The sequence below is a fragment of the Bradyrhizobium pachyrhizi genome, assembly GCF_001189245.1.
Taxonomy (GTDB): domain Bacteria; phylum Pseudomonadota; class Alphaproteobacteria; order Rhizobiales; family Xanthobacteraceae; genus Bradyrhizobium; species Bradyrhizobium pachyrhizi.
This window is the reverse complement of record NZ_LFIQ01000114.1, coordinates 112,386-129,656: the sequence shown is the minus strand read 5'-3', so window position 1 is coordinate 129,656 and position 17,271 is coordinate 112,386. Positions and strand designations below refer to the sequence as shown.

At 64.9% G+C, this 17,271-nt stretch carries 18 protein-coding genes and 1 pseudogene; 8 read left to right on the top strand and 11 right to left on the bottom strand.

Translation table 11 applies throughout. The annotated features are described in order from the left end of the window. Window positions 1-6: 6 nt before the first annotated feature. From AKL29_RS29715 to AKL29_RS29705, 3 genes are all read right to left on the bottom strand, one after another. Entirely contained in the window at window positions 7-531 is a 525-nt protein-coding gene (locus AKL29_RS29715) for a (2Fe-2S)-binding protein (RefSeq protein WP_028332318.1), read from the bottom strand. After that, entirely contained in the window at window positions 528-3,302 is a 2,775-nt protein-coding gene (locus AKL29_RS29710; protein WP_050386755.1) for a xanthine dehydrogenase family protein molybdopterin-binding subunit, read from the bottom strand. Before AKL29_RS29710 ends, AKL29_RS29715 begins: the two co-directional genes overlap by 4 nt. 130 nt (window positions 3,303-3,432) lie before the next feature. Continuing rightward, a complete protein-coding gene (locus AKL29_RS29705; RefSeq protein ID WP_050386606.1) occupies window positions 3,433-4,524 on the bottom strand; it encodes a hypothetical protein in 1,092 nt (363 codons plus the stop codon). A 285-nt stretch (window positions 4,525-4,809) separates the two neighbouring features. Here AKL29_RS29705 and AKL29_RS29700 point away from each other — a divergent pair, with 285 nt between their 5' ends. Continuing rightward, window positions 4,810-5,514: a hypothetical protein gene (locus tag AKL29_RS29700; RefSeq protein WP_028332315.1), complete on the top strand. Its 705-nt coding sequence runs from the start codon at window positions 4,810-4,812 to the stop codon at window positions 5,512-5,514. Between the two features lie 10 nt (window positions 5,515-5,524). On the opposite strand, the gene AKL29_RS29695 is transcribed toward AKL29_RS29700, so the two are convergent. Beyond that, the gene (locus AKL29_RS29695) at window positions 5,525-5,968 is read right to left on the bottom strand and encodes a DMT family transporter (protein ID WP_016843015.1); all 444 of its coding nucleotides are present in this window, start codon (window positions 5,966-5,968) and stop codon (window positions 5,525-5,527) included. A 159-nt stretch (window positions 5,969-6,127) separates the two neighbouring features. On the opposite strand from AKL29_RS29695, the gene AKL29_RS29690 reads away from it, so the two are divergent. Then, a complete protein-coding gene (locus AKL29_RS29690) occupies window positions 6,128-7,750 on the top strand; it encodes an ABC-F family ATP-binding cassette domain-containing protein (RefSeq protein ID WP_050386605.1) in 1,623 nt (540 codons plus the stop codon). Between the two features lies 1 nt (window position 7,751). Here AKL29_RS29690 and AKL29_RS29685 read toward each other — a convergent pair whose 3' ends face one another. From AKL29_RS29685 to AKL29_RS29675, 3 genes are all read right to left on the bottom strand, one after another. Further along, window positions 7,752-8,384, bottom strand: coding sequence for a DapH/DapD/GlmU-related protein (locus AKL29_RS29685; protein ID WP_028332312.1), 633 nt, complete (start codon window positions 8,382-8,384; stop codon window positions 7,752-7,754). 76 nt (window positions 8,385-8,460) lie between these two features. After that, window positions 8,461-9,435: a glycerophosphodiester phosphodiesterase family protein gene (locus AKL29_RS29680; RefSeq protein WP_050386604.1), complete on the bottom strand. Its 975-nt coding sequence runs from the start codon at window positions 9,433-9,435 to the stop codon at window positions 8,461-8,463. 65 nt (window positions 9,436-9,500) lie between these two features. Further along, a complete protein-coding gene (locus tag AKL29_RS29675; protein WP_244482495.1) occupies window positions 9,501-10,211 on the bottom strand; it encodes a dienelactone hydrolase family protein in 711 nt (236 codons plus the stop codon). A 310-nt stretch (window positions 10,212-10,521) separates the two neighbouring features. On the opposite strand from AKL29_RS29675, the gene AKL29_RS29670 reads away from it, so the two are divergent. Continuing rightward, on the top strand, window positions 10,522-11,397 hold the full coding sequence (locus tag AKL29_RS29670) for an MBL fold metallo-hydrolase (protein WP_050386603.1): 876 nt from the start codon (window positions 10,522-10,524) through the stop codon (window positions 11,395-11,397). Between the two features lie 25 nt (window positions 11,398-11,422). Here the strand turns inward: AKL29_RS29670 and AKL29_RS29665 are convergent, their stop codons facing one another. Genes AKL29_RS29665 through AKL29_RS29655 form a run of 3 tightly spaced genes read right to left on the bottom strand, consistent with a single transcriptional unit; the run spans window position 11,423 to window position 12,938 of the window. Beyond that, entirely contained in the window at window positions 11,423-11,614 is a 192-nt protein-coding gene (locus AKL29_RS29665; RefSeq protein WP_028332308.1) for a hypothetical protein, read from the bottom strand. Window positions 11,615-11,664: 50 nt separating this feature from the next. Beyond that, on the bottom strand, window positions 11,665-11,967 hold the full coding sequence (locus AKL29_RS29660; protein WP_028332307.1) for a PilZ domain-containing protein: 303 nt from the start codon (window positions 11,965-11,967) through the stop codon (window positions 11,665-11,667). An 8-nt stretch (window positions 11,968-11,975) separates the two neighbouring features. Beyond that, entirely contained in the window at window positions 11,976-12,938 is a 963-nt protein-coding gene (locus AKL29_RS29655; protein WP_160321805.1) for a DUF2336 domain-containing protein, read from the bottom strand. A 379-nt stretch (window positions 12,939-13,317) separates the two neighbouring features. Here AKL29_RS29655 and AKL29_RS29650 point away from each other — a divergent pair, with 379 nt between their 5' ends. Both AKL29_RS29650 and AKL29_RS29645 read left to right on the top strand, forming a co-directional pair. Further along, a complete protein-coding gene (locus tag AKL29_RS29650; RefSeq protein WP_347336998.1) occupies window positions 13,318-14,367 on the top strand; it encodes an AraC family transcriptional regulator in 1,050 nt (349 codons plus the stop codon). Window positions 14,368-14,438: 71 nt separating this feature from the next. After that, window positions 14,439-14,684 (top strand): PilZ domain-containing protein, encoded by a 246-nt coding sequence (locus tag AKL29_RS29645; RefSeq protein ID WP_026192700.1) that lies wholly within the window; start codon window positions 14,439-14,441, stop codon window positions 14,682-14,684. 125 nt (window positions 14,685-14,809) lie between these two features. Here the strand turns inward: AKL29_RS29645 and AKL29_RS29640 are convergent, their stop codons facing one another. Next, window positions 14,810-15,058 carry a hypothetical protein gene (locus AKL29_RS29640; RefSeq protein WP_028332303.1) on the bottom strand — a complete coding sequence of 83 codons (249 nt, stop codon included), beginning with the start codon at window positions 15,056-15,058 and terminating at the stop codon, window positions 14,810-14,812. A 150-nt stretch (window positions 15,059-15,208) separates the two neighbouring features. Between AKL29_RS29640 and AKL29_RS29635 the strand changes: the two genes are divergently transcribed. The 3 genes and pseudogenes from AKL29_RS29635 to AKL29_RS29630 all read left to right on the top strand — a co-directional run. Continuing rightward, window positions 15,209-15,886 carry a nitroreductase gene (locus AKL29_RS29635; RefSeq protein ID WP_050386601.1) on the top strand — a complete coding sequence of 226 codons (678 nt, stop codon included), beginning with the start codon at window positions 15,209-15,211 and terminating at the stop codon, window positions 15,884-15,886. Window positions 15,887-16,121: 235 nt separating this feature from the next. Further along, a pseudogene (locus AKL29_RS46760) lies at window positions 16,122-16,343 on the top strand (acyl-CoA dehydrogenase family protein); the annotation flags it as partial. 82 nt (window positions 16,344-16,425) lie between these two features. After that, the coding region (locus AKL29_RS29630; protein WP_202814563.1) for an acyl-CoA dehydrogenase family protein at window positions 16,426-17,271 on the top strand (846 nt) is incomplete at its 3' end.

Sequence of the window (17,271 nt, the reverse complement as noted above, 5' to 3'; positions counted from 1 at the left end):
GCACGCTTACTTGCTGGCGGTCAGATAGCGTTTGGAATCGGCGAGGATCACGTCGCGCACAGCCTGGTGATACTTGATGTAGCCGGTGCAGCGGCACAGATGGCCGTCGAGCGCATCCGCAATGACGCTCTCGAGCTGGTCCCGTGCCACCGGCGTCTTTGCCAGCCGTTCGAGCAGCACCTGGCCCTCGTTGAGGAAGCCGGCCGTGCAATAGCCGCACTGGAACGCGAAGTGGTCGATGAAGGCGCGCTGCAACGCCGAGAGCTCGCCGTCCCTGGCGTGGCCCTCGACGGTGCGGATCGCCTTGCCGTCGAAATTCGCGGCGGGTACCACGCAGGTCGGGGTGGTGTAGCTCGTGCCGTCGGGATTATCGATGATGACGGCACAGCTCAGGCATTGCGCGGCGCCGCAGCCGAACTTGGTCCCGGTCATCCCGAGCATTTCCCGAAGGAAATCGTTCATCGAGAGGTCGTCGCGGACCTCGATCGGGCCGTGCTTCTGGCCGTTGATGGTGAGGTTGAGCGTCGTCACGCCAGCGCTCCCTTGAGCAGGCTTGTTGTCACCGGCAGAGAGCGGAAGCGGTGGCCGGTCGCATCGTTGATCGCGTTGAGCAGCGCCGGCACGATCGGGATCATCACCACCTCGGCCATGCCCTTCGGCGGCTCGTCCGGCGTCAGTGGCGGCAGCATCTCGATCTCAAGATCGTGCAGCGGCAGATCGGAGCCGCGCGCGATCAGGTACTGGCCGAGATTCCACTGCCCGTTGCCGGGCCCGCCTTCGAACGGCGGCAAAGTTTCCAGCAGCGCGTAGCCGACGCCCATGGCGAACCCGCCATGCGACTGGCCGAGCACCACTTCGGGCACCAGCGCCTGGCCGCATTCGAACACGCTGTAGGCCTTGACAATGCGCAAGCTGCCGGTCGTGCGCTCGATCTCGACGCGGACCAGCGTGCCGCACATCGAGGTGTAGGCGGTGCCGATCCGGTTGTTGTCGGTCGGCGGGAATTTCACGCTTGTTCGGTCGATCCGCTCGAATTGGCTCCGGCCACGACGAACAGCGAGCGCGTCGATCTCGGCGCGGTACTGTTCGCCGAACAGGGGGAAGCGCGCGCGCGACCAGGCCCAGCGCGAGAAGCTGTGCGCGATGGCGCCGGTGACGAAGCCGCGCGCATGCGCGGTCGCGGCAAGCTTCGGCAAGGGTAGCGGCGCGAGATCGTCGAGCGCCAGCTGGCCATCCTTCCAGTGCGCCTGGTCCCATTGGCGGGCGCGGGGATCGGCCTTGGCGATGTGCCAGAGCTCGAGCGCCGCCGGCCACAGGCCGAAGCGGAAGATGACGCGGGCCGCCTCGGCCGACGAGTGCGTGCCGACATGGGCGCCGATCGACGCGCTGGTCGCCGAGCTGATCACGGGCACCCAGCGCGTGTTCTTCTCGGCAAGATCCTGGGTCTTCTGATCCATCGTGTAGGGATCGCCCGAGGTGACCAGGCCGAGCGCGTCATAGCTGTCGACCCGAGAGACCGCGACCTCGCCGGCGACGGCGCCGAGATGGCTCGCGACCCGGTTGGCGAGTGCGGTGCCGACGCCATTGCCCATTTCGACATGGTCGCAGTGGATCGCGATCCGTCCCTCGGGATCGATCTCGACCCGGCCGAGCGAGCAATCCGCGCCCGAGCCGTAATCCTTGGTGACGCAGGCGACGCCGGTGCCGACCAGGCGTCCCTCCAGCGCCTTCTGCTTGAAGTCAGCGCGCTGCCGCCAGATCGGATGCTTCTCGAGCTTGTCGAGGATATCTGATGTGCGCACCGATACGATGTAGGGATTGCCGGTCATGGTCCGGCCGTCCTGCTTCAGCGCATTGTTGCGCCGGAACGCGATCGGATCGACCTTGAGCTCGCTGGCGGCCTCGTCGATCAGGACTTCCAGCGCGGTCATGGTCTGCAGCGTGCCGTAGCCGCGCATCGACCCTGCGGTGACGCCGCGCGAATGCAGCGCCACGGTGGTGACGTCGACTTTCGGGATGTCGTAGATGCCGATCGCAGCGGTCGCGGCAACGACCGCGACATTGGCCGAGAAGTTGGCGAGCCCGCCGCCGTCGAGCACATGGTCGGCGGCGAACGCAGTGATCTTGCCGCTGGCGCGATCGATGCCGATCCGCGAGCGCATCTTGATCGGGTGGCGTTTGATGCCGCCCTGGAATTGCTGGTAGCGGTCCTGCGCCAGCCGCACCGGCCGGCCCGGGAGGAACATCGCCGCCAGCGCCACGTAAAGCACGAATGGCGTATGGTCGCGGCCGCCGAAGCCGCCGCCGACATGGGCGAACTGCGCGTTGATGTGCGAGGGCCGGAACGGCGGGCGGGCCTTGCCGAGCATGAAGGCGATCGACTCGGTCGCCTCATAGGGCGACTGCACGCCGAGCAAGAGTTCGAGATTGCCGTTGTTGTCGCTGTACCAGGCGAGACCGCTCTCCGGCTCGAGGAACATCGGATCGACCGACTGGGTCTCGAACTCGCGGTCGAGCACGAGCTGTGTCGGATCGTCCTTGGCGAGCTGGGCGCGGATCGCTTCGCCATGGGTCGCGGCCTTGGCGTAGTCGGCCTTGGTCTCCTTGGCGAGCGGCAGCCAGACCGGCAGCGCCGCGTTCTGAATGCGGCTCGGCGAAACCCAGCCGGCCTGGATCGGCGAATAGACGTCGGGCGCGTCAGGCGTGGCGCCCGCCACGCGCGTGAAGCGATACGCGCCGTAGTTCGGCAGGATGACCGGCCCGGTCTCGTCGCCGAATTTGACGAAGCCGCCGTCGCGCAACGCGAGGCGCGCGCGGTCGAAGGCGTCGAACTGCTCGAAGATCAACAGCGCGACCGGCTGTCCGAGATAGAGCGGCGTCTTGCCGACCGGGCAGAACAGGTCGCCGGTGTAGAATTCCGGGACCCGCGTGCCGATCCGGTCGAGATCGGCAGCGGTCACGATAACCGACGGCTTTGCCTGATCATCGAGACGGGCGAGGTCCATGCCGGCATAGACATGCGTCGCGTCATCGGCGCGGACCAGGATGGCGTGCGCGGTGGTCGCGGGCCAGCCCGGCATGTCGGCGGCGCGAAAGTCGGACGCGTAGAGTTTTGCGCCGGTGACCTTGGCCACGCCGTCGACACGGCCGGCGCCCTTTTCCGCCGGATTGAAATGGCCGTGACCGGGCAGCGTCTCGCGGGTCGCGAAAGCCGGTTCCTTCGCCAGCGCCAGATGCGACAGGCTGACCGAGATGCCGCCTGCCGACAACCACTTCACGAATTCGCGTCGCGAAGGCCGCATGGTCTGATCTTTCATCGACACCTCGACGACGGCATATCGCGCCGGGGTTTAACAATTGGTGCAATGCACGTGAAAGTATTGCGGCAAAGCGAGCACAACCGCAACGTCGCAATAGGTCGTAGGCGTGGTCTCACTTCAGGTCGGCGATGGTGGCCGGTCCCGGACCCGGCGTGATCAGCGTCGGCCACTGCTTGGAGCCGAACGGCACCAGCGGCGGCAGGAAGGCCGTCATGCCGCGCTTCTTGGTCTCGGCGATGATCGCCTCGCGCGCATCGCCCCCCATCAGCTCATAGTCCATCAGGTGATAGCTGCCGAAAAACAGCGCGCCGACCGAGCGGTCGGCGATGATCCGGGTCAGCGACTCCAGCATGTCCGACGGCGTCGTGGTGAAGGAGATCGTCTCGATCAGCATCAGGCGGCTGTTGATGGCGTCAGGCCCGAAGAACTGGGCCAGCACGCTGAAGATCACGTTGTTCTGCCGCGCCACATAGATCGTGTTGCTCGCGCCGTAGGTCTTGTCCCAGTCGGCGCCGAGCTGGGATTTCCAGTCGGCCATGACTGTCATCCAGTGCGCGACCTGGGTCTGCGCAGCCCAGGCGACGTTCCTGGCGAGCAGCGGCGCCTGCTTCTTGCCGAACGCCTCGAGCGTCGCGAAGAGGATCGCGCCGGCGGTGAGGCATTCATCCATGAAGGCGATGTTGTTCTTGAGGATGGCGCGGTTGTTGTCGCGCCAGTCCGCCTGCATCGGCGTAGCATCGAGCCCGTCGAGCGCCGACTGCATCCGGCTGCGATAGGCCTGCATCGACCCGCGCCACGCCTTGTCGTCGGGATTGTTGACATAGGGGCCGACCACCTCGGCCAGCGCCATCGTGCTGTGGCCGACCGATTTGAGCAGCTGATAGACGATCGGCACCTGCGGCGCTTCGGTCGGCGGCTTGCCCGGCCGGTACAGGATCAGGCGGCCGCCGGCGCCGGAGAACAGGCCGAGGATCACGGGGTGTTTGTCGAGGATGTTCTTCTGGAAGATCCGCGCCGCATCGCCATAGAGCTCGAACATGCCGGTGTTGAGCGCCAGCACGTCCTTGGTCGCGACGGCGGCCGGCGTTGATGAGGTCTTGCCGGAGATCGGCCCCATATAGTCGGGCAGCGACTGCGCCAGGGCAGCACCGCCACTGCCGAGCAGCAGCGCCAGCGCGGCGGCCAGGCCAAAGCGATTGATCATGTGATGCTCCTCGAAGCCTCGCCTGTGTCGAGGCCGGGTGCGGCGCGCGACCATTGGCGGAATGCGCAAATGCTTGGACACAATGAACTGAGATAGTGGAGGACCGGCAGACCAGATCCCGCGTGACGCAGTACGACGCGGGCGGTGCCTACAGCTAAGCGACGAATCGGCTGCTGTCCACACCCGGACATTGCGGGCTTGCCTGCGCCAAAAGACGCAATGGTGCGGCGTTCGGCCCGGTGCTATGTGGCGAACAGAATCAATTTTATTTTTTTGGATTTTTGCGTGCTCAACGGACTTTACAAGGTCGAGTACGGCATCAACGGCGCATTCGGCCGCAGCATCATGTGCATGCATGACGGCAGGATGCTGGGCGGCAATTCGGCCTTTGCCCATCTCGGCACCTATCAGGTGACGGAAGGCGAGATCGCCGCCGAGGTGATCACCGAGCGCCACAATGACGATCCGAACTTCAAGCCGCTGATGGGCGCCGACGTCACCGTCATCAAGGTGCGCGGCAGGAGCGAGGGTTCCACCATCCTGCTCGAGGGCAAGGCCGACGCCATGCCGGACGGCGTGTTCTGGGCGAATTTGGCGCCGCTCGACGACGAGGCCTTGCCGCCGCGCGGGGCGGTTGGTCCCGGCGGCATTGTCAACGGACTGTACTCCATCCATCTCCGCGCGCTCGACGGTGTCGACGCCGGGCTCACCGGGGTCATGCTGCTGATGGACGGCCGCATCCTCGGCGGCGATGCGTTCTTCTACTATCTCGGTTCGTATTCGTCCGCGGATGGCCGCTGGCGAGGCGAGATCGTCAACCAGGAGCATACCTCGGCGAAGGGCGAGTACCCGGTGTTCGGCGGTTATGAAGTCGGCATCGGCTTCGCCGGTTCGTGCCGTGCGGATGGTGCCGAGCTCGAAGGAATCGCGCTGGCCGGCAAGCGCAGCCTTCGCCTGTCGGCCGAACTGCGGCTGATGCGCCGGGCGTAACGAGAGCCCGTCAATCCTTGATCAGAAGCACGCCGCCGATGATCAGTGCGATGCCGGCCAGCCGTGAAACCGACACGGGGTGCTGCGCCAGCCCGAACAGGCCAAAATGGTCCATCGCGATGCCCGCGAGCATTTGACCCGCAACCACCAGTGCCAGCAGGGTCGCGGCGCCGAGTGGCGGCAGCAGCAGGATCATCAACAGGATGAAGATGCCGCCGAGGACACCGCCGCTCCAGGCCCACCACGGCACTGCCGTCACCAGCTTCCAGGACGGCACCGGCTCGCGCGTCGCGACCAGCACGACCGCCATCGTCACGAGTCCGCCGAGATAGCTGACGAGCCCGGCCCAGGCCGGCGAGTTGAGGGCAGACCTGAGATTGCCGTTCAGGACCTGCTGAACCGCGACGCAGATGCCGGCGCCAAGCGCGAGGAGATAGAGAAACCAGACTTGCATAAGATGCCCCAAAACCGATCATCGAACCGCTTCATGTCATATTCGATTGGCAATGATCGTGGCATGCACGAAACGCGGCACGAACCTGCGGAATGGGCTTCCACCCGCGTCCCAGATCGAATAAGAGGCCGCAAATCCTCAGTTTCCCAGTATTAGAGCATGATCCGCCTCGATAACGTCTCCAAGCAAGTCGGCCACCAGATCCTCTTCATCGAAGCCTCCGCGGCGCTCCAGAAGGGCGAGAAGATCGGCCTCGTCGGGCCGAACGGCGCCGGCAAGACCACGCTGTTCCGGATGATCTCGGGCCGGGAAATCCCGGACGAGGGCCAGGTCTCGCTCGATCGCGGCATTTCGATCGGCTATTTCAGCCAGGATGTCGGCGAGATGTCCGGCCGCAGCGCGGTCGCCGAGGTGATGGATGGGGCAGGGCCCGTCAGCGTGGTCGCGGCCGAGCTCAGGGAACTCGAGGCGGCGATGGCCGACCCCGACAAGGCCGACGAGATGGATGACATCATCGCGCGGTATGGCGAGGTGCAGCATCAATTCGAGGAACTCGACGGCTATGCGCTCGACGGCCGCGCGCGCGAGGCGCTGGCCGGTCTCGGCTTCAGCCAGGAGGTGATGGAAGGCGACGTCGGCAAACTATCCGGCGGCTGGAAGATGCGGGTGGCGCTGGCGCGCATCCTCTTGATGCGTCCGGACGTCATGCTGCTCGACGAGCCGAGCAACCATCTCGATCTCGAAAGCCTGATCTGGCTCGAGCAGTTCCTGAAGGGTTATGAGGGCGCGCTGCTGATGACTTCGCATGACCGCGAGTTCATCAACCGGATCATCAACAAGGTGGTCGAGATCGACGCCGGCCAGCTCACCACCTATTCCGGCAATTACGAGTTCTACGAACAGCAGCGCGCGCTCTCCGACAAGCAGCAGCAGGCGCAGTTCGAGCGGCAGCAGGCGATGCTCGCCAAGGAGATCAAGTTCATCGAGCGCTTCAAGGCGCGCGCCTCGCACGCAGCCCAGGTGCAGAGCCGGGTGAAGAAGCTCGACAAGATCGAGCGGGTCGAGCCGCCGCGGCGGCGGCAGACCGTGGCGTTCGAATTCCAGCCGGCGCCGCGCTCGGGCGAGGATGTCGTCAGCCTGAAGAACGTCCACAAGGCCTATGGCAGCAAGCGCATCTATGACGGCCTCGACTTCATGATCCGCCGCAAGGAGCGCTGGTGCGTGATGGGCATCAACGGCGCGGGCAAGTCGACGCTCCTGAAACTGATCGCCGGTTCAACCGAGCCCGATGACGGCGCGGTCGCGATCGGCGGCAGCGTCAAGATGGGCTATTTCGCCCAGCATGCGATGGACCTGCTCGACGGGGAGCGCACCGTGTTCCAGTCGCTGGAGGACGCGTTTCCGCAGGCCGGGCAGGGCAGCCTTCGCGCGCTCGCCGGCTGTTTCGGCTTCTCCGGCGACGACGTCGAGAAGAAGTGCCGGGTGCTCTCGGGCGGCGAGAAGGCGCGGCTGGTGATGGCGAAGATGTTGTTCGATCCGCCGAATTTCCTCGTGCTGGACGAACCGACCAACCATCTCGATCTCGCCACCAAGGAGATGCTGATCAATGCGCTCTGCGAGTTCGAGGGCACGATGCTGTTCGTCTCGCACGACCGGCACTTCCTCGCCGCGCTCTCCAACCGCGTGCTCGAGCTGACCCCTGACGGCATCCACCAATATGGCGGCGGCTACACTGAGTATGTCGCGCGTACCGGCCAGGAAGCGCCGGGACTGCGGAGCTAGCTCAAGCCCGCCACCGCGCGCAAAACGCCTCGACATCGCCGGACTGGAATTCGGGCAGGCGTTCCCAGATGGTTTCAGCCGGCCAGTTCCACCAGGCGATCTGCGACAGCTCGGCGGCGATCTTGCGGTTGAACCGCTCCTTGATCGGCCGGGCCGGCACGCCGCCGACGATGGTGTAGGGCGCGACATCGCGCGAGACCACGGCGCCGGCCGCCAGCACTGCGCCGTCTCCGACGGTGACGCCGGGCAGCACGATCACGCCGTGGCCGATCCAGACGTCGTTTCCGATCACGACGCGATCCGCGCGTCGGTTCCTGAAGAAGTCATGATCGCGCTCGGCAGAGGCCGTGTAGTATTCGGGGCAGTAGGTGAAGCGATGCTGCGAGGGGCGCTCGAGCGGATGATTGGGCGCGCCGATCCGGACCTGCGCCGCGATCGCGCAGAAGCGGCCGATTACGGCGTCGGCGACGATACAGCCGCTGCCGAGATAGGAGTAGTCGCCAAGCTCGGTGTATTCGATCGCGGTGTCGCCGAGAATCTCGCAGCAACGTCCGACCTTGACCTCGCGCAGCTTGACCGTCGGCTCGATGACGGTTTCGGCAATCTTGGGGCGGGTCAGGCTCGGTGCGTTCATAGCGTTGTCCTCGATGCGACGAGCCGCTTCAGTCGCACAATTTCTATGACGGACAGATGACAGGAGGAGGCCGGATTTAACGCCCGGCGAGGCGGGCGATGGTCTCGATCTCGTTGGTCCAGATCCCGCCGGAATAGCTTTCGGGCAGGCGCCGGAACAGGTCGGCATCGTCGATGCCGGTCGAGAATTCGCCGCCCTGATAGGGGCCGAGCACGAAGACCGCGCTGTTGGCCGCCGCCATTCGGTTGAGGAAGCGGTCCGGCCATCCCCATAGCCAGGGTGCGTAGTTGACCGGCACCAGCACGATGGCGTTGCGGCAGGCATCAGGCACGATGCCGGTCCAGCCATAGCCGATATAGCGGATGAGGCAGCTCTTGAGCGCCGCGCGGGAAATGGTGCGGGTCTCCGGCGAAAGCCGCCGGATCGTCTCGATCGGCTCGTCGCCGCCATAAGCCATGATCAGCTTGCGCCGTTCGGCGGGGAACCGGTTCAAGACCGTTGCGAGCTTCTCGCCCTCGGCGGGATCGCGGCTCTTGACGTTGATCAGGAGCCGGCGACCCGGAAAGGTCTTGAGCACCTCGTCCAGCGACGGCATCAGGCCGATGCCCTTGCCGCGGAACGGAAAGGTTTTGCCGCCATCGGCCGTGTAGCCATGGCCGATATCGAGCATCTTGAGCCGCGCCATCGGCTGCTCGCGGGTGACGCCCTGGCCGTCGGTGCGGCAATCGACGGTCCAGTCGTGAAACACGGCGAACTCGCCGTCGGTCGTCGGATGGACGTCGAGTTCGACGATATCGGCGCCGCGCTCGAAGCTCGCCCGCATCGAGCGGATCGTGTTCTCGAGGTAGTCATGGGTCGGCGGCAGCATGCGCGCCGCGGTGCAGGTGTCGTTTTTGAGGTCGCGCTCATCGAAACGCTGCGCCATGCCGCGATGGGCGAGCAGCACCGGCTTGCCGCCGGCATGCGTTGCGAGAAGGCTGGTGTTGTTGAGGTAGATTGCGGCGGCGACGGCAACGATCGTCGCTGCCGCGTATTTCAGTTTCCTGCCCAAGCGACTCGGTTCCTTGCTGGATCGCCGGTCCGGGTAGGGGTGCTTTCTGGTCGATTTGCGGCGGCCTAATCAATCAAGCCGTCGATTGCGGCAATCGCCCGCACCATCGCGTCGTGGAGCGCCGCGTTGTTGGCGGGATTCGACTGGCGGCGGCGGTCGGGATCGTCGAAATCGTGGGTGGCACCCGGATAGACCACGACGTCGATCTTGCTGCCGGCAGCAACGGAGCGACCGGCGACGTCCCGGCAGCGGTCGGGCGATACTTCCTCGTCGTCCGTGCCCAGTAACATCGTGATCGGTGCTGCCGACCTGAGCGTCTGCGCCAACAGCGCGGCCGGCCCGCAGCCCGGATAGAACACGAGCGCGGCGCGATAGCCCGACGTCGCGGCGCCCTGCCGCTGCATCACGTTCAGCGCGGTGCTGCCGCCGTTCGACCATCCCTGCAGGAAGATGCGATTGCCGCTGATCTCCTTCTGGCTGCGCAGCCAGCTCAGCGCGCCCTCGGCGTCGAGCGGCCGCACGGTCTTCTCATTGACGTCGGTGCGATCAGAATCGTCATGCGTGAAGCGGCCGAAGCCGTGCGCCTTGCCGCGCGGCCCAAAACTGTCCGGCAGCAGCGCGAAATAGCCGTGGTCGGCCCAATACTGTCCCCACATCGCGTGGCGCTTGGACAGGCTGGCGGCATTGCAGGCCGCCGACGGATTGGTCCGCGACACCAGCGTGCAGTCCCTGTTGACGTTGATCGAATAGGGCCCGCCGCGGCCGTGCAGCAGCACGTGGCGGGGTGCGGGCCCGGCGTTTGCGGCCTGAACAGATAGCCGACGATCTCGGTCTTGCCGTCGGCGCTCGGAAAGAAAACGGTGTCGGGCGCGGCTACCGCCGCTGTCGGCAATGTCGTGAGTATCATGAGGACGATCGGAATCGCGCGATGGGTCATTCCCGCAGCATGAGCAGGATTTCGGACGAATTGCGGCATGGCTGTTTCCCGCCAGCAATGCAAAGCCGCATGGCGTGCTGCGCGGTGCTCGGCTTGTGAGGCGAGGTGCCGCCCGCTACGCTTTACAAAAAACTGGGAGCGAAACAACCATGAAGCAGATCAGGATCGGCGACATCACGATCGACGCGGTGATCGAGCGCGAAGGACCGTGGCGGCGGCCGCAGGATTTCTTCCCGACCTACAACGACGATGTGTTCAAGCATCACCTCAAGACGATGGAGCCGGAGGTCTTCGACGCCGCGCGCGGCATGATGGTGATCACCTATCAGACCTTCGTGGTGCGGACGCTGCGCTACACTATCCTGGTCGATACCTGCACCGGCGAGGACAAGGGCCACCCGCCGCCGTTCGACTTCCCGGGCAAGGAGCGCTGGCGCAACGAGCTGTTTGCGCTCGGCATCTCCTATGAGCAGATCGACTATGTGTTCTGCACCCATCTGCACATCGACCACACCGGCTGGAATACGACGCTGCGCGACGGGCGCTGGGTGCCGACCTTCCCGAACGCGAAATACGTCTTCCACAAGGGCGAGTACGCGGCCTGGGAGGCCGAGAACGCCAAGGGTGCCAATCCGCCCGGCACGGTGTTCCGCGACAATTGCCTGCCGATCGTCGAGGCCGGGCAGGCGCTCCTGGTCGACGACGACTACGCGCTCGACGACACCGTGACGCTGACGCCGACCCCAGGCCATTCGCCCTGCCATTGCTGCGTCAACATCTTCTCGAAGGGGCAGCGCGCGGTGGTCGCGGGCGACCTGATGCACCATGCGATCCAGTGCCGCGAACCGGAATGGTCGGCCAAGCCCGATTGGGACCCGAAGCAGTCGGCACTATCGCGGCGGAAGTTTTTTGCGTCCGTTGCCGAGACCGACACGCTGATCCTGCCGATCCATTTTCCGGCCCCGACGGTCGGCCTGATCAAGGCGGATGGCGATCGTTTCGACTATCGCTTCAAGCGGGAGTAGGCGCGCAACAGTCGGCAGCTCAAGGTCACCGCGCTGCGCGGGTCCGGCGCGGGACCTGGGTCAGGAACCGTTCCAGATCGGCGCACAGGCGATGCGCCATTTCCTCGTCGATCGCAAACGTCGCGACGGTGCCGGCGCAGTCGATCTCGATGGTCCCGCGCAATGGTGCGGCGGAGACGGTCGATACCGTGATGTTGGTCGCTCTCTGTACGGTCATGTCGTCAACTTCCCTTCGGGCCGGTTGCGGCAATCCTCATCTGGCAATCCTCACCTTGGAATGACGGGGCGTCCCTTTCGCCGTCTCTCTTCGATGAATCTCACGCCGATCTCGGCACCGTCGACGCGAACCAGCTCGCAGCGGCGGAAGGCCAGTCCACGCGAGGACAGCACCAGGAAGAACTCCTGGGCCTTCAGCACATCGAGCGTTCCGTCGACCTCGAGCCGGGCCCCGCTCTGCGAGACGTCGAGCAGGATGCAACTCCGCCGCCACGTGCCGTCGACACCCATGAGATTGACGGGATAGCGCGTCTCGAGCCTGACGCGTTCCGCCCTGCGGTCACCATACGTCATAGCATCACTCACATTGCCTGGGAGCGCTTCGCGGTCAGCTCGCTAAGCGAACCGAACCGGATCGTGCGCTGCGCGTTAGAGAGCGCCAGTCCTCCAAACATGTCCCGTGCGCGCTGTAGCTCATCAGGTGCAACCGTCAGCCCGGCCTTCCGGCAGCTGACGATGGCAGCCGTTGTGTTCCAGTTCAGTCGCGATGCGCGGCAGGCGATTACGAGTCCGCTGATGTCGGCGGCTTCCATCAGCGGTGCGATCGTCTCGATCGGAACGGTTGCGAGCTGCGCCAGCGCTGCGACGACGTTGCGGACCTCTCGCCTGATCGCGAAACGGTTGACGCTGGAATCGTTCAACTGCCCGGTTCTGTTTAAGGCCAGCACGGTGGCCCGCGCCTCCGCATAGTCGATTGTGGCTGGTGGGGTTGCGGAGGCGCGGGCTGCGCTGGCATCGATCGCAGCGCGGATCGCGTCCTGAATGTCGGGGCGTGCGCGTTTGAGCAGCCGGGCCTGCTGGCGCGGCGTGGATCGCATCACGAGGTCGACGAGAACGCGGTGGGGCAGGTCGCTGCGCGATATCAGCGCGTCGGCGACGTCGTCGTCGCGCTCGGCGGCATCGACCATCATGGCGAGGCCCGCGCTGGTCAGATCAGCGCCGGGATTGCGCGCGAGGACCCGAAGCACGCTGCTGTCGCCTCGCATCAAGAGAATGTCCGTGAGCTCCGCATTGACGGCCTTGCGTCCTGCGATCGCGCAGAGGTGTCCCTCGGCCCGCATCCAGGCGATGTCGATCAGGTCGGCATCGGGGAGGCATTCGCATTTGCGCAGGATCGGAGCGGCGACATCGGCGTCGTCATGGTTGGCCAGGCGGCGCGCGAGTTCCCGCGGCACCAGGTGCAAATCGGCAAGCGAGCGGCTGAGCGTGGTCAGGGTCCGCAGTTCGACGCTCTCGGTCAGGCGGACCAGGATGCCGTCGAACATCTCGACGTGGTGCGCGCTGAGGCGGTGAGCGTCTTCGAGAAACAGCCCGGCCACCTCCTGCAGCATGCGCGTGCGGAGGTCGGGTGAGCCGGCTTTCAAGACAAGGTCGAGTTTGGCAATAAGATCGGGCGAGGCAATAACTGTCATTGCGGTACCTAAAATGCTCCGCGACGAGGAACGTCATCGTTCCCGATGCCAATTTGCTCCTCGAATCTTTAATAGGGGTATAGAAATTGATTGGGAGGGCCGATCGCGGCGGTGGATATCCCGCTAAAGACTATCGAAATTCGGCAGCCGCGTTACATTGCCGGATTGCCCGGTTCGACGAACGGACCGCATTTTTCCTGATTGAACCTATTGGACGATTCGCATTTTGTGCATGGAATTTATTGATGAGGCCGGCGCGCAAGGCCGCCGCGTCGCGCACAATTTTTCAAGAGCATTTCACGGGAGCGGTCATTTGACGGCGCCATTACCGGTGCCGAGAGTCTTTCGTTTTGACGATGTTGATGCATTCCGGAGTTCGATCCGAAATCTGGATGTTGATTTCACGCCACTTGCGCGGAAGATTTCGGCCGAGCAGGTCATCCTGAGTTTGCCGGGATGCGACCTCAACTACACGCAGTCCTTTCCGCGGATCGTCGACGCACAGCTTGCGCCGCACACCGCCGCAGTCGGCTTCACGATGGATGACGGGGTCCCGATCCGCTTCAACGGCGTCGAGCGCGATCGCGCGGTCATTGTGCTCGGTGGCGGCGGCGCGTTCTACTCGTCGGTGGAGGAGACGCCCCGCCAATATGCCTCGGTGATGTTTACGCCGGAGATTGTCGACCGCGGTTGGCCGCAAGCGGGTCTTCATTTCAGCATTCACGAAATTTCTCAACGCGCGCAGGATCGGCTGCGTGAAGTAGTAAGGCACATCCTGCTCGTGACCTCGCAGCCGACCGAGGATGCCCAGTTCGCCAGCGGCGAGTCGATCAAGGAGACGCTGCTTGCCGCGATCGACAAGGCCTTCGCCGAGATCGTGCCGGCCAAGTGGACGACGCGGGCCAACACGACGCGCCAGTTCAAGGTCTTCAACGACGCGCGCGCAATTCTGGCAGGCGACGTGGCGCACCCGATCTACAGCGGCGAACTCGCCAGGCAGATCGGCGTGTCGGTGCGCACGCTGCATGACGCCATTCAGCGCTACCGGGGCGTCAGCCTGCATCGCTATTTGCGGTTGCGCCGGCTCTGGCTGGTGCGCCAGCAACTGCTGGCCGGTGCGCCCAGCGTCAAGACGTGCGCGCTGGCCTACGGATTTTGGCACTTAAGCGATTTTTCGCGCAGCTATCGGTCGCAGTTCGGGGAAGCGCCGTCGGAGACGCTGGCCGCCGCGCGCCGTCTGGGCGCCACCCGGGCCGATCCGTCCCGCAGCCACGGTTCGTAACCACCGATCTGAACGGAATCTTAACGGCCGCCGACGAGCCTGTGGGTACGATTTCACCAGAGGCGACGGCAATGCATCCCCGGAGATTTGCGCGTGTTCGTCCGAGCGGATGCGTATCCAGCGTGGTCAAGCTCCAGCTTGAACCGAAGGCGCCGCTGATCGAATGCCGGCTGGTGGACTATTCCGCCGGCGGGGCCTGCCTGGAATTTGCCAAGCCGATCCAGTTGCCGGAACGTTTCGAAATGTTTCACGGCAACACCAGGAAGCGTTGCCGGCGGGTCTGGAGCAGGGGCGTGCGGGTCGGCGTCTCGTTCTGAGGGCGCCCGCCGGTCAGGGGCGATCCACCGGCCAATAGCCGTTCGGGCCGCGCCCTGCGCGACCCGATGGTTTGTCCCGATTGAAGTCTGTCCCGATGGGAGTGAAAAGGCGTCGATGCGGGGGCTCAGGCGCCGCTCTGGCACTTCTTCATGAACGAGGTTTTGGCCGCGCCCGCGAGCTTCTTGCCGTCGGAGCCGACTGCCTTGCTCTCGCAGGCATCTGTCGTGCACTTCTTCATGAACGAGGTCTTGGCCGCGCCGGCCAGCGGCTTGCCGTCCTTGCCGACCGCTTTCGTCTCGCAGGAGGCGTCCTGTGCAAATGCCGAACCGGCGGCAAAGGTCGCGATCACGGCCGCCAAGAAAATCCGCTTCATCTGGGTTCTCCCTAAACCAAACCAGTGGCCGGATTGGATACGGGATTCCTGGTCCGATCAAGTTCCCATGGCCGATTTTGTCGATAAAATACCCTGGTCAGATCAAGGAAATTCCGCGCGCAGCGCGGAACAAAATCGGGGAAGCGCGGAATGGAATTCGAGACGCTGGTACAGTCACGCAAAAGCGTGCGCGGGTTCAAGAAGCAGCCGGTGTTGCGGGCGACGGTCGAGGAGATCATCGAGGTGGCCAAGCGCGCGCCGTCCTCGATGAACACCCAGCCCTGGCACGTCCACGTCCTGACCGGGGCGCCGCTGGAGGAAGTGTGCCGCCGCAACATGGAAGAGATGGTCGCCGGTGCCAAGGTGAAGCGCGACATCGTCAGCCATAACGAGTACCAGGGCGTGCATCGCGGCCGCCAGGTCGACATCGCCAAGAAGCTGTTCGGCGCGATGGGGATTGCCCGCGACGACAAGCCGATGCGGCAGGACTGGGTGCTGCGCGGCTTCCGCCAGTTCGACGCCCCGGTGTCGCTGGTCCTGACCTACGACCGGATCCTCGATCCGGGCGCGGTCTGCCATTTCGATCTCGGCGCGCTCTGCTACGGCATCGTGCTTGCAGCGTGGGATCGCGGCCTTGGCAGCGTGATCAACGGTCAGGGCATCATGCGCTCCGACATCGTGCGCGAGGTCGCCGACATCCCGGAAGACGAGGTGATCATGACCTGCGTCGCGATGGGCTATCCCGACGACAGCTTTGCCGCCAATGCGGTGCGCTCCGACCGCGAGGCCAACAACGATTTTGTCCGCTACGTCGGCTTTGCCGATTAGCGCGGCGTCGATCGCTTGCTCAGGGGCAACAACCTCGTGGGGCGCGATCAGCTGCGCGATGCATGGGCGCGTCCGGCGCATTTGCGCACGCATCGACCATGCCGCGGGATATTGAATTCCGCGCCGTGAAACCATCGCGCGAGCGTGAGCACGGCTGCGCATTTCCGCTATTCCCGCCGATAAAAAATGCGCTACTGGTTTTTTGAAGCACAACAGCGCAGGCGAGGAATCTCAGATGAGCGACGATGAACAGACAGCCATGATCCGCGAAACCGTCGCGAGATTCGTCGATCGCGAACTGATCCCGCTCGAGCCGCACTATCTGAAATCGAAGCTGCCCGGCAGCGATCACCCCGAGCTCACGTCGGAACAGCGCAAGCGGCTGCGCGACGTCTCGAAGGAGCTCGGCCTCTGGGGCCTCGATGCGCCCGAGGATCTCGGTGGCCACGACCTGCCGACGCGCACGATGGCTGCGGTGCACGAAGAACTCGGCCGCAGTTGCGTGCCGTTCGTGCTGCCGCCGGACGCCGAACCTGCGCATGCTGCAGGCGGTCGGTACCGACGCGCAGAAGAAGAAGTATCTGCAGCCCTATATCGAAGGCCGGATGGCCTCGGCGATCGCAATCTCCGAGCCCGGCGCCGGCGGCGATCCCGCGGGCATGAAGACGCGCGCGGTGCTCGAAGGCGAACAGTGGGTGCTCAACGGCCGCAAGATCTGGATCAGCAATGCACGCGCCGCCGACTTCATCATCGTGATGGCGCGGGTCGGCAACGATCAGCGCCAGGGCGGCATCACCTCCTTCATCGTCGAGAAGGGCACGGCGGGCTTCATCATCGAGCGCGAGATCCCGATGGTCGGCGGCGGCTCGACCTACGAGATCGTGTTCGAGGATTGCCGCATCCCGAAGGACTCCGTGCTCGGCGAGGTCGGCAAGGGCTACGCGCCGATGCAGCTGCGGCTGCGCACGCGGCGGCTCGAGATGGGATCGACCTGCGTCGGTATCACCAAGCGTGCGCTCGACATGATGTGCGAGCACGCCAGGCAGCGCGAGACGTTCGGCGTCAAGCTCGCCGAGCGCCAGGCGATCCAGTGGTGGATCGCCGATATCTCCACGCGCATGCATGCGTGCCGGCTGATGGTGCGCGAGGCCGCCGACAAGACCGACCGCGGCGAGGACATCCGCCACGAGGCTTCGATGATCAAGGTGTTCGCGACCGAGATGCCCTATGACGCCTGCGACCACGCGATGCAGACGCTCGGCGCGCTCGGCGTGACGCTGGAATTGCCGCTCAACGCGCTGTGGCAGAAGGCGCGCCTGATGCGGGTCTACGAAGGCCCGAGCGAGGTGCATCGCCAGGCGATCGCCCGCCGCGTGCTCGGCCTG

Bases quoted from the DNA above. Each gene is read 5' to 3' on its own strand.
- AKL29_RS29645 (WP_026192700.1), top strand. From the start codon at position 14,439: ATGCATCCCCGGAGATTTGCGCGTGTTCGTCCGAGCGGATGCGTATCC.
- AKL29_RS29660 (WP_028332307.1), bottom strand. From the start codon at position 11,967: ATGACGTATGGTGACCGCAGGGCGGAACGCGTCAGGCTCGAGACGCGC.
- AKL29_RS29670 (WP_050386603.1), top strand. From the start codon at position 10,522: ATGAAGCAGATCAGGATCGGCGACATCACGATCGACGCGGTGATCGAG.
- AKL29_RS29685 (WP_028332312.1), bottom strand. From the start codon at position 8,384: ATGAACGCACCGAGCCTGACCCGCCCCAAGATTGCCGAAACCGTCATC.
- AKL29_RS29650 (WP_347336998.1), top strand. From the start codon at position 13,318: ATGGAATTTATTGATGAGGCCGGCGCGCAAGGCCGCCGCGTCGCGCAC.
- AKL29_RS29640 (WP_028332303.1), bottom strand. From the start codon at position 15,058: ATGAAGCGGATTTTCTTGGCGGCCGTGATCGCGACCTTTGCCGCCGGT.
- AKL29_RS29665 (WP_028332308.1), bottom strand. From the start codon at position 11,614: ATGACCGTACAGAGAGCGACCAACATCACGGTATCGACCGTCTCCGCC.
- AKL29_RS29635 (WP_050386601.1), top strand. From the start codon at position 15,209: ATGGAATTCGAGACGCTGGTACAGTCACGCAAAAGCGTGCGCGGGTTC.
- AKL29_RS29695 (WP_016843015.1), bottom strand. From the start codon at position 5,968: ATGCAAGTCTGGTTTCTCTATCTCCTCGCGCTTGGCGCCGGCATCTGC.
- AKL29_RS29705 (WP_050386606.1), bottom strand. From the start codon at position 4,524: ATGATCAATCGCTTTGGCCTGGCCGCCGCGCTGGCGCTGCTGCTCGGC.
- AKL29_RS29655 (WP_160321805.1), bottom strand. From the start codon at position 12,938: ATGTTCGACGGCATCCTGGTCCGCCTGACCGAGAGCGTCGAACTGCGG.
- AKL29_RS29710 (WP_050386755.1), bottom strand. From the start codon at position 3,302: ATGCGGCCTTCGCGACGCGAATTCGTGAAGTGGTTGTCGGCAGGCGGC.
- AKL29_RS29690 (WP_050386605.1), top strand. From the start codon at position 6,128: ATGATCCGCCTCGATAACGTCTCCAAGCAAGTCGGCCACCAGATCCTC.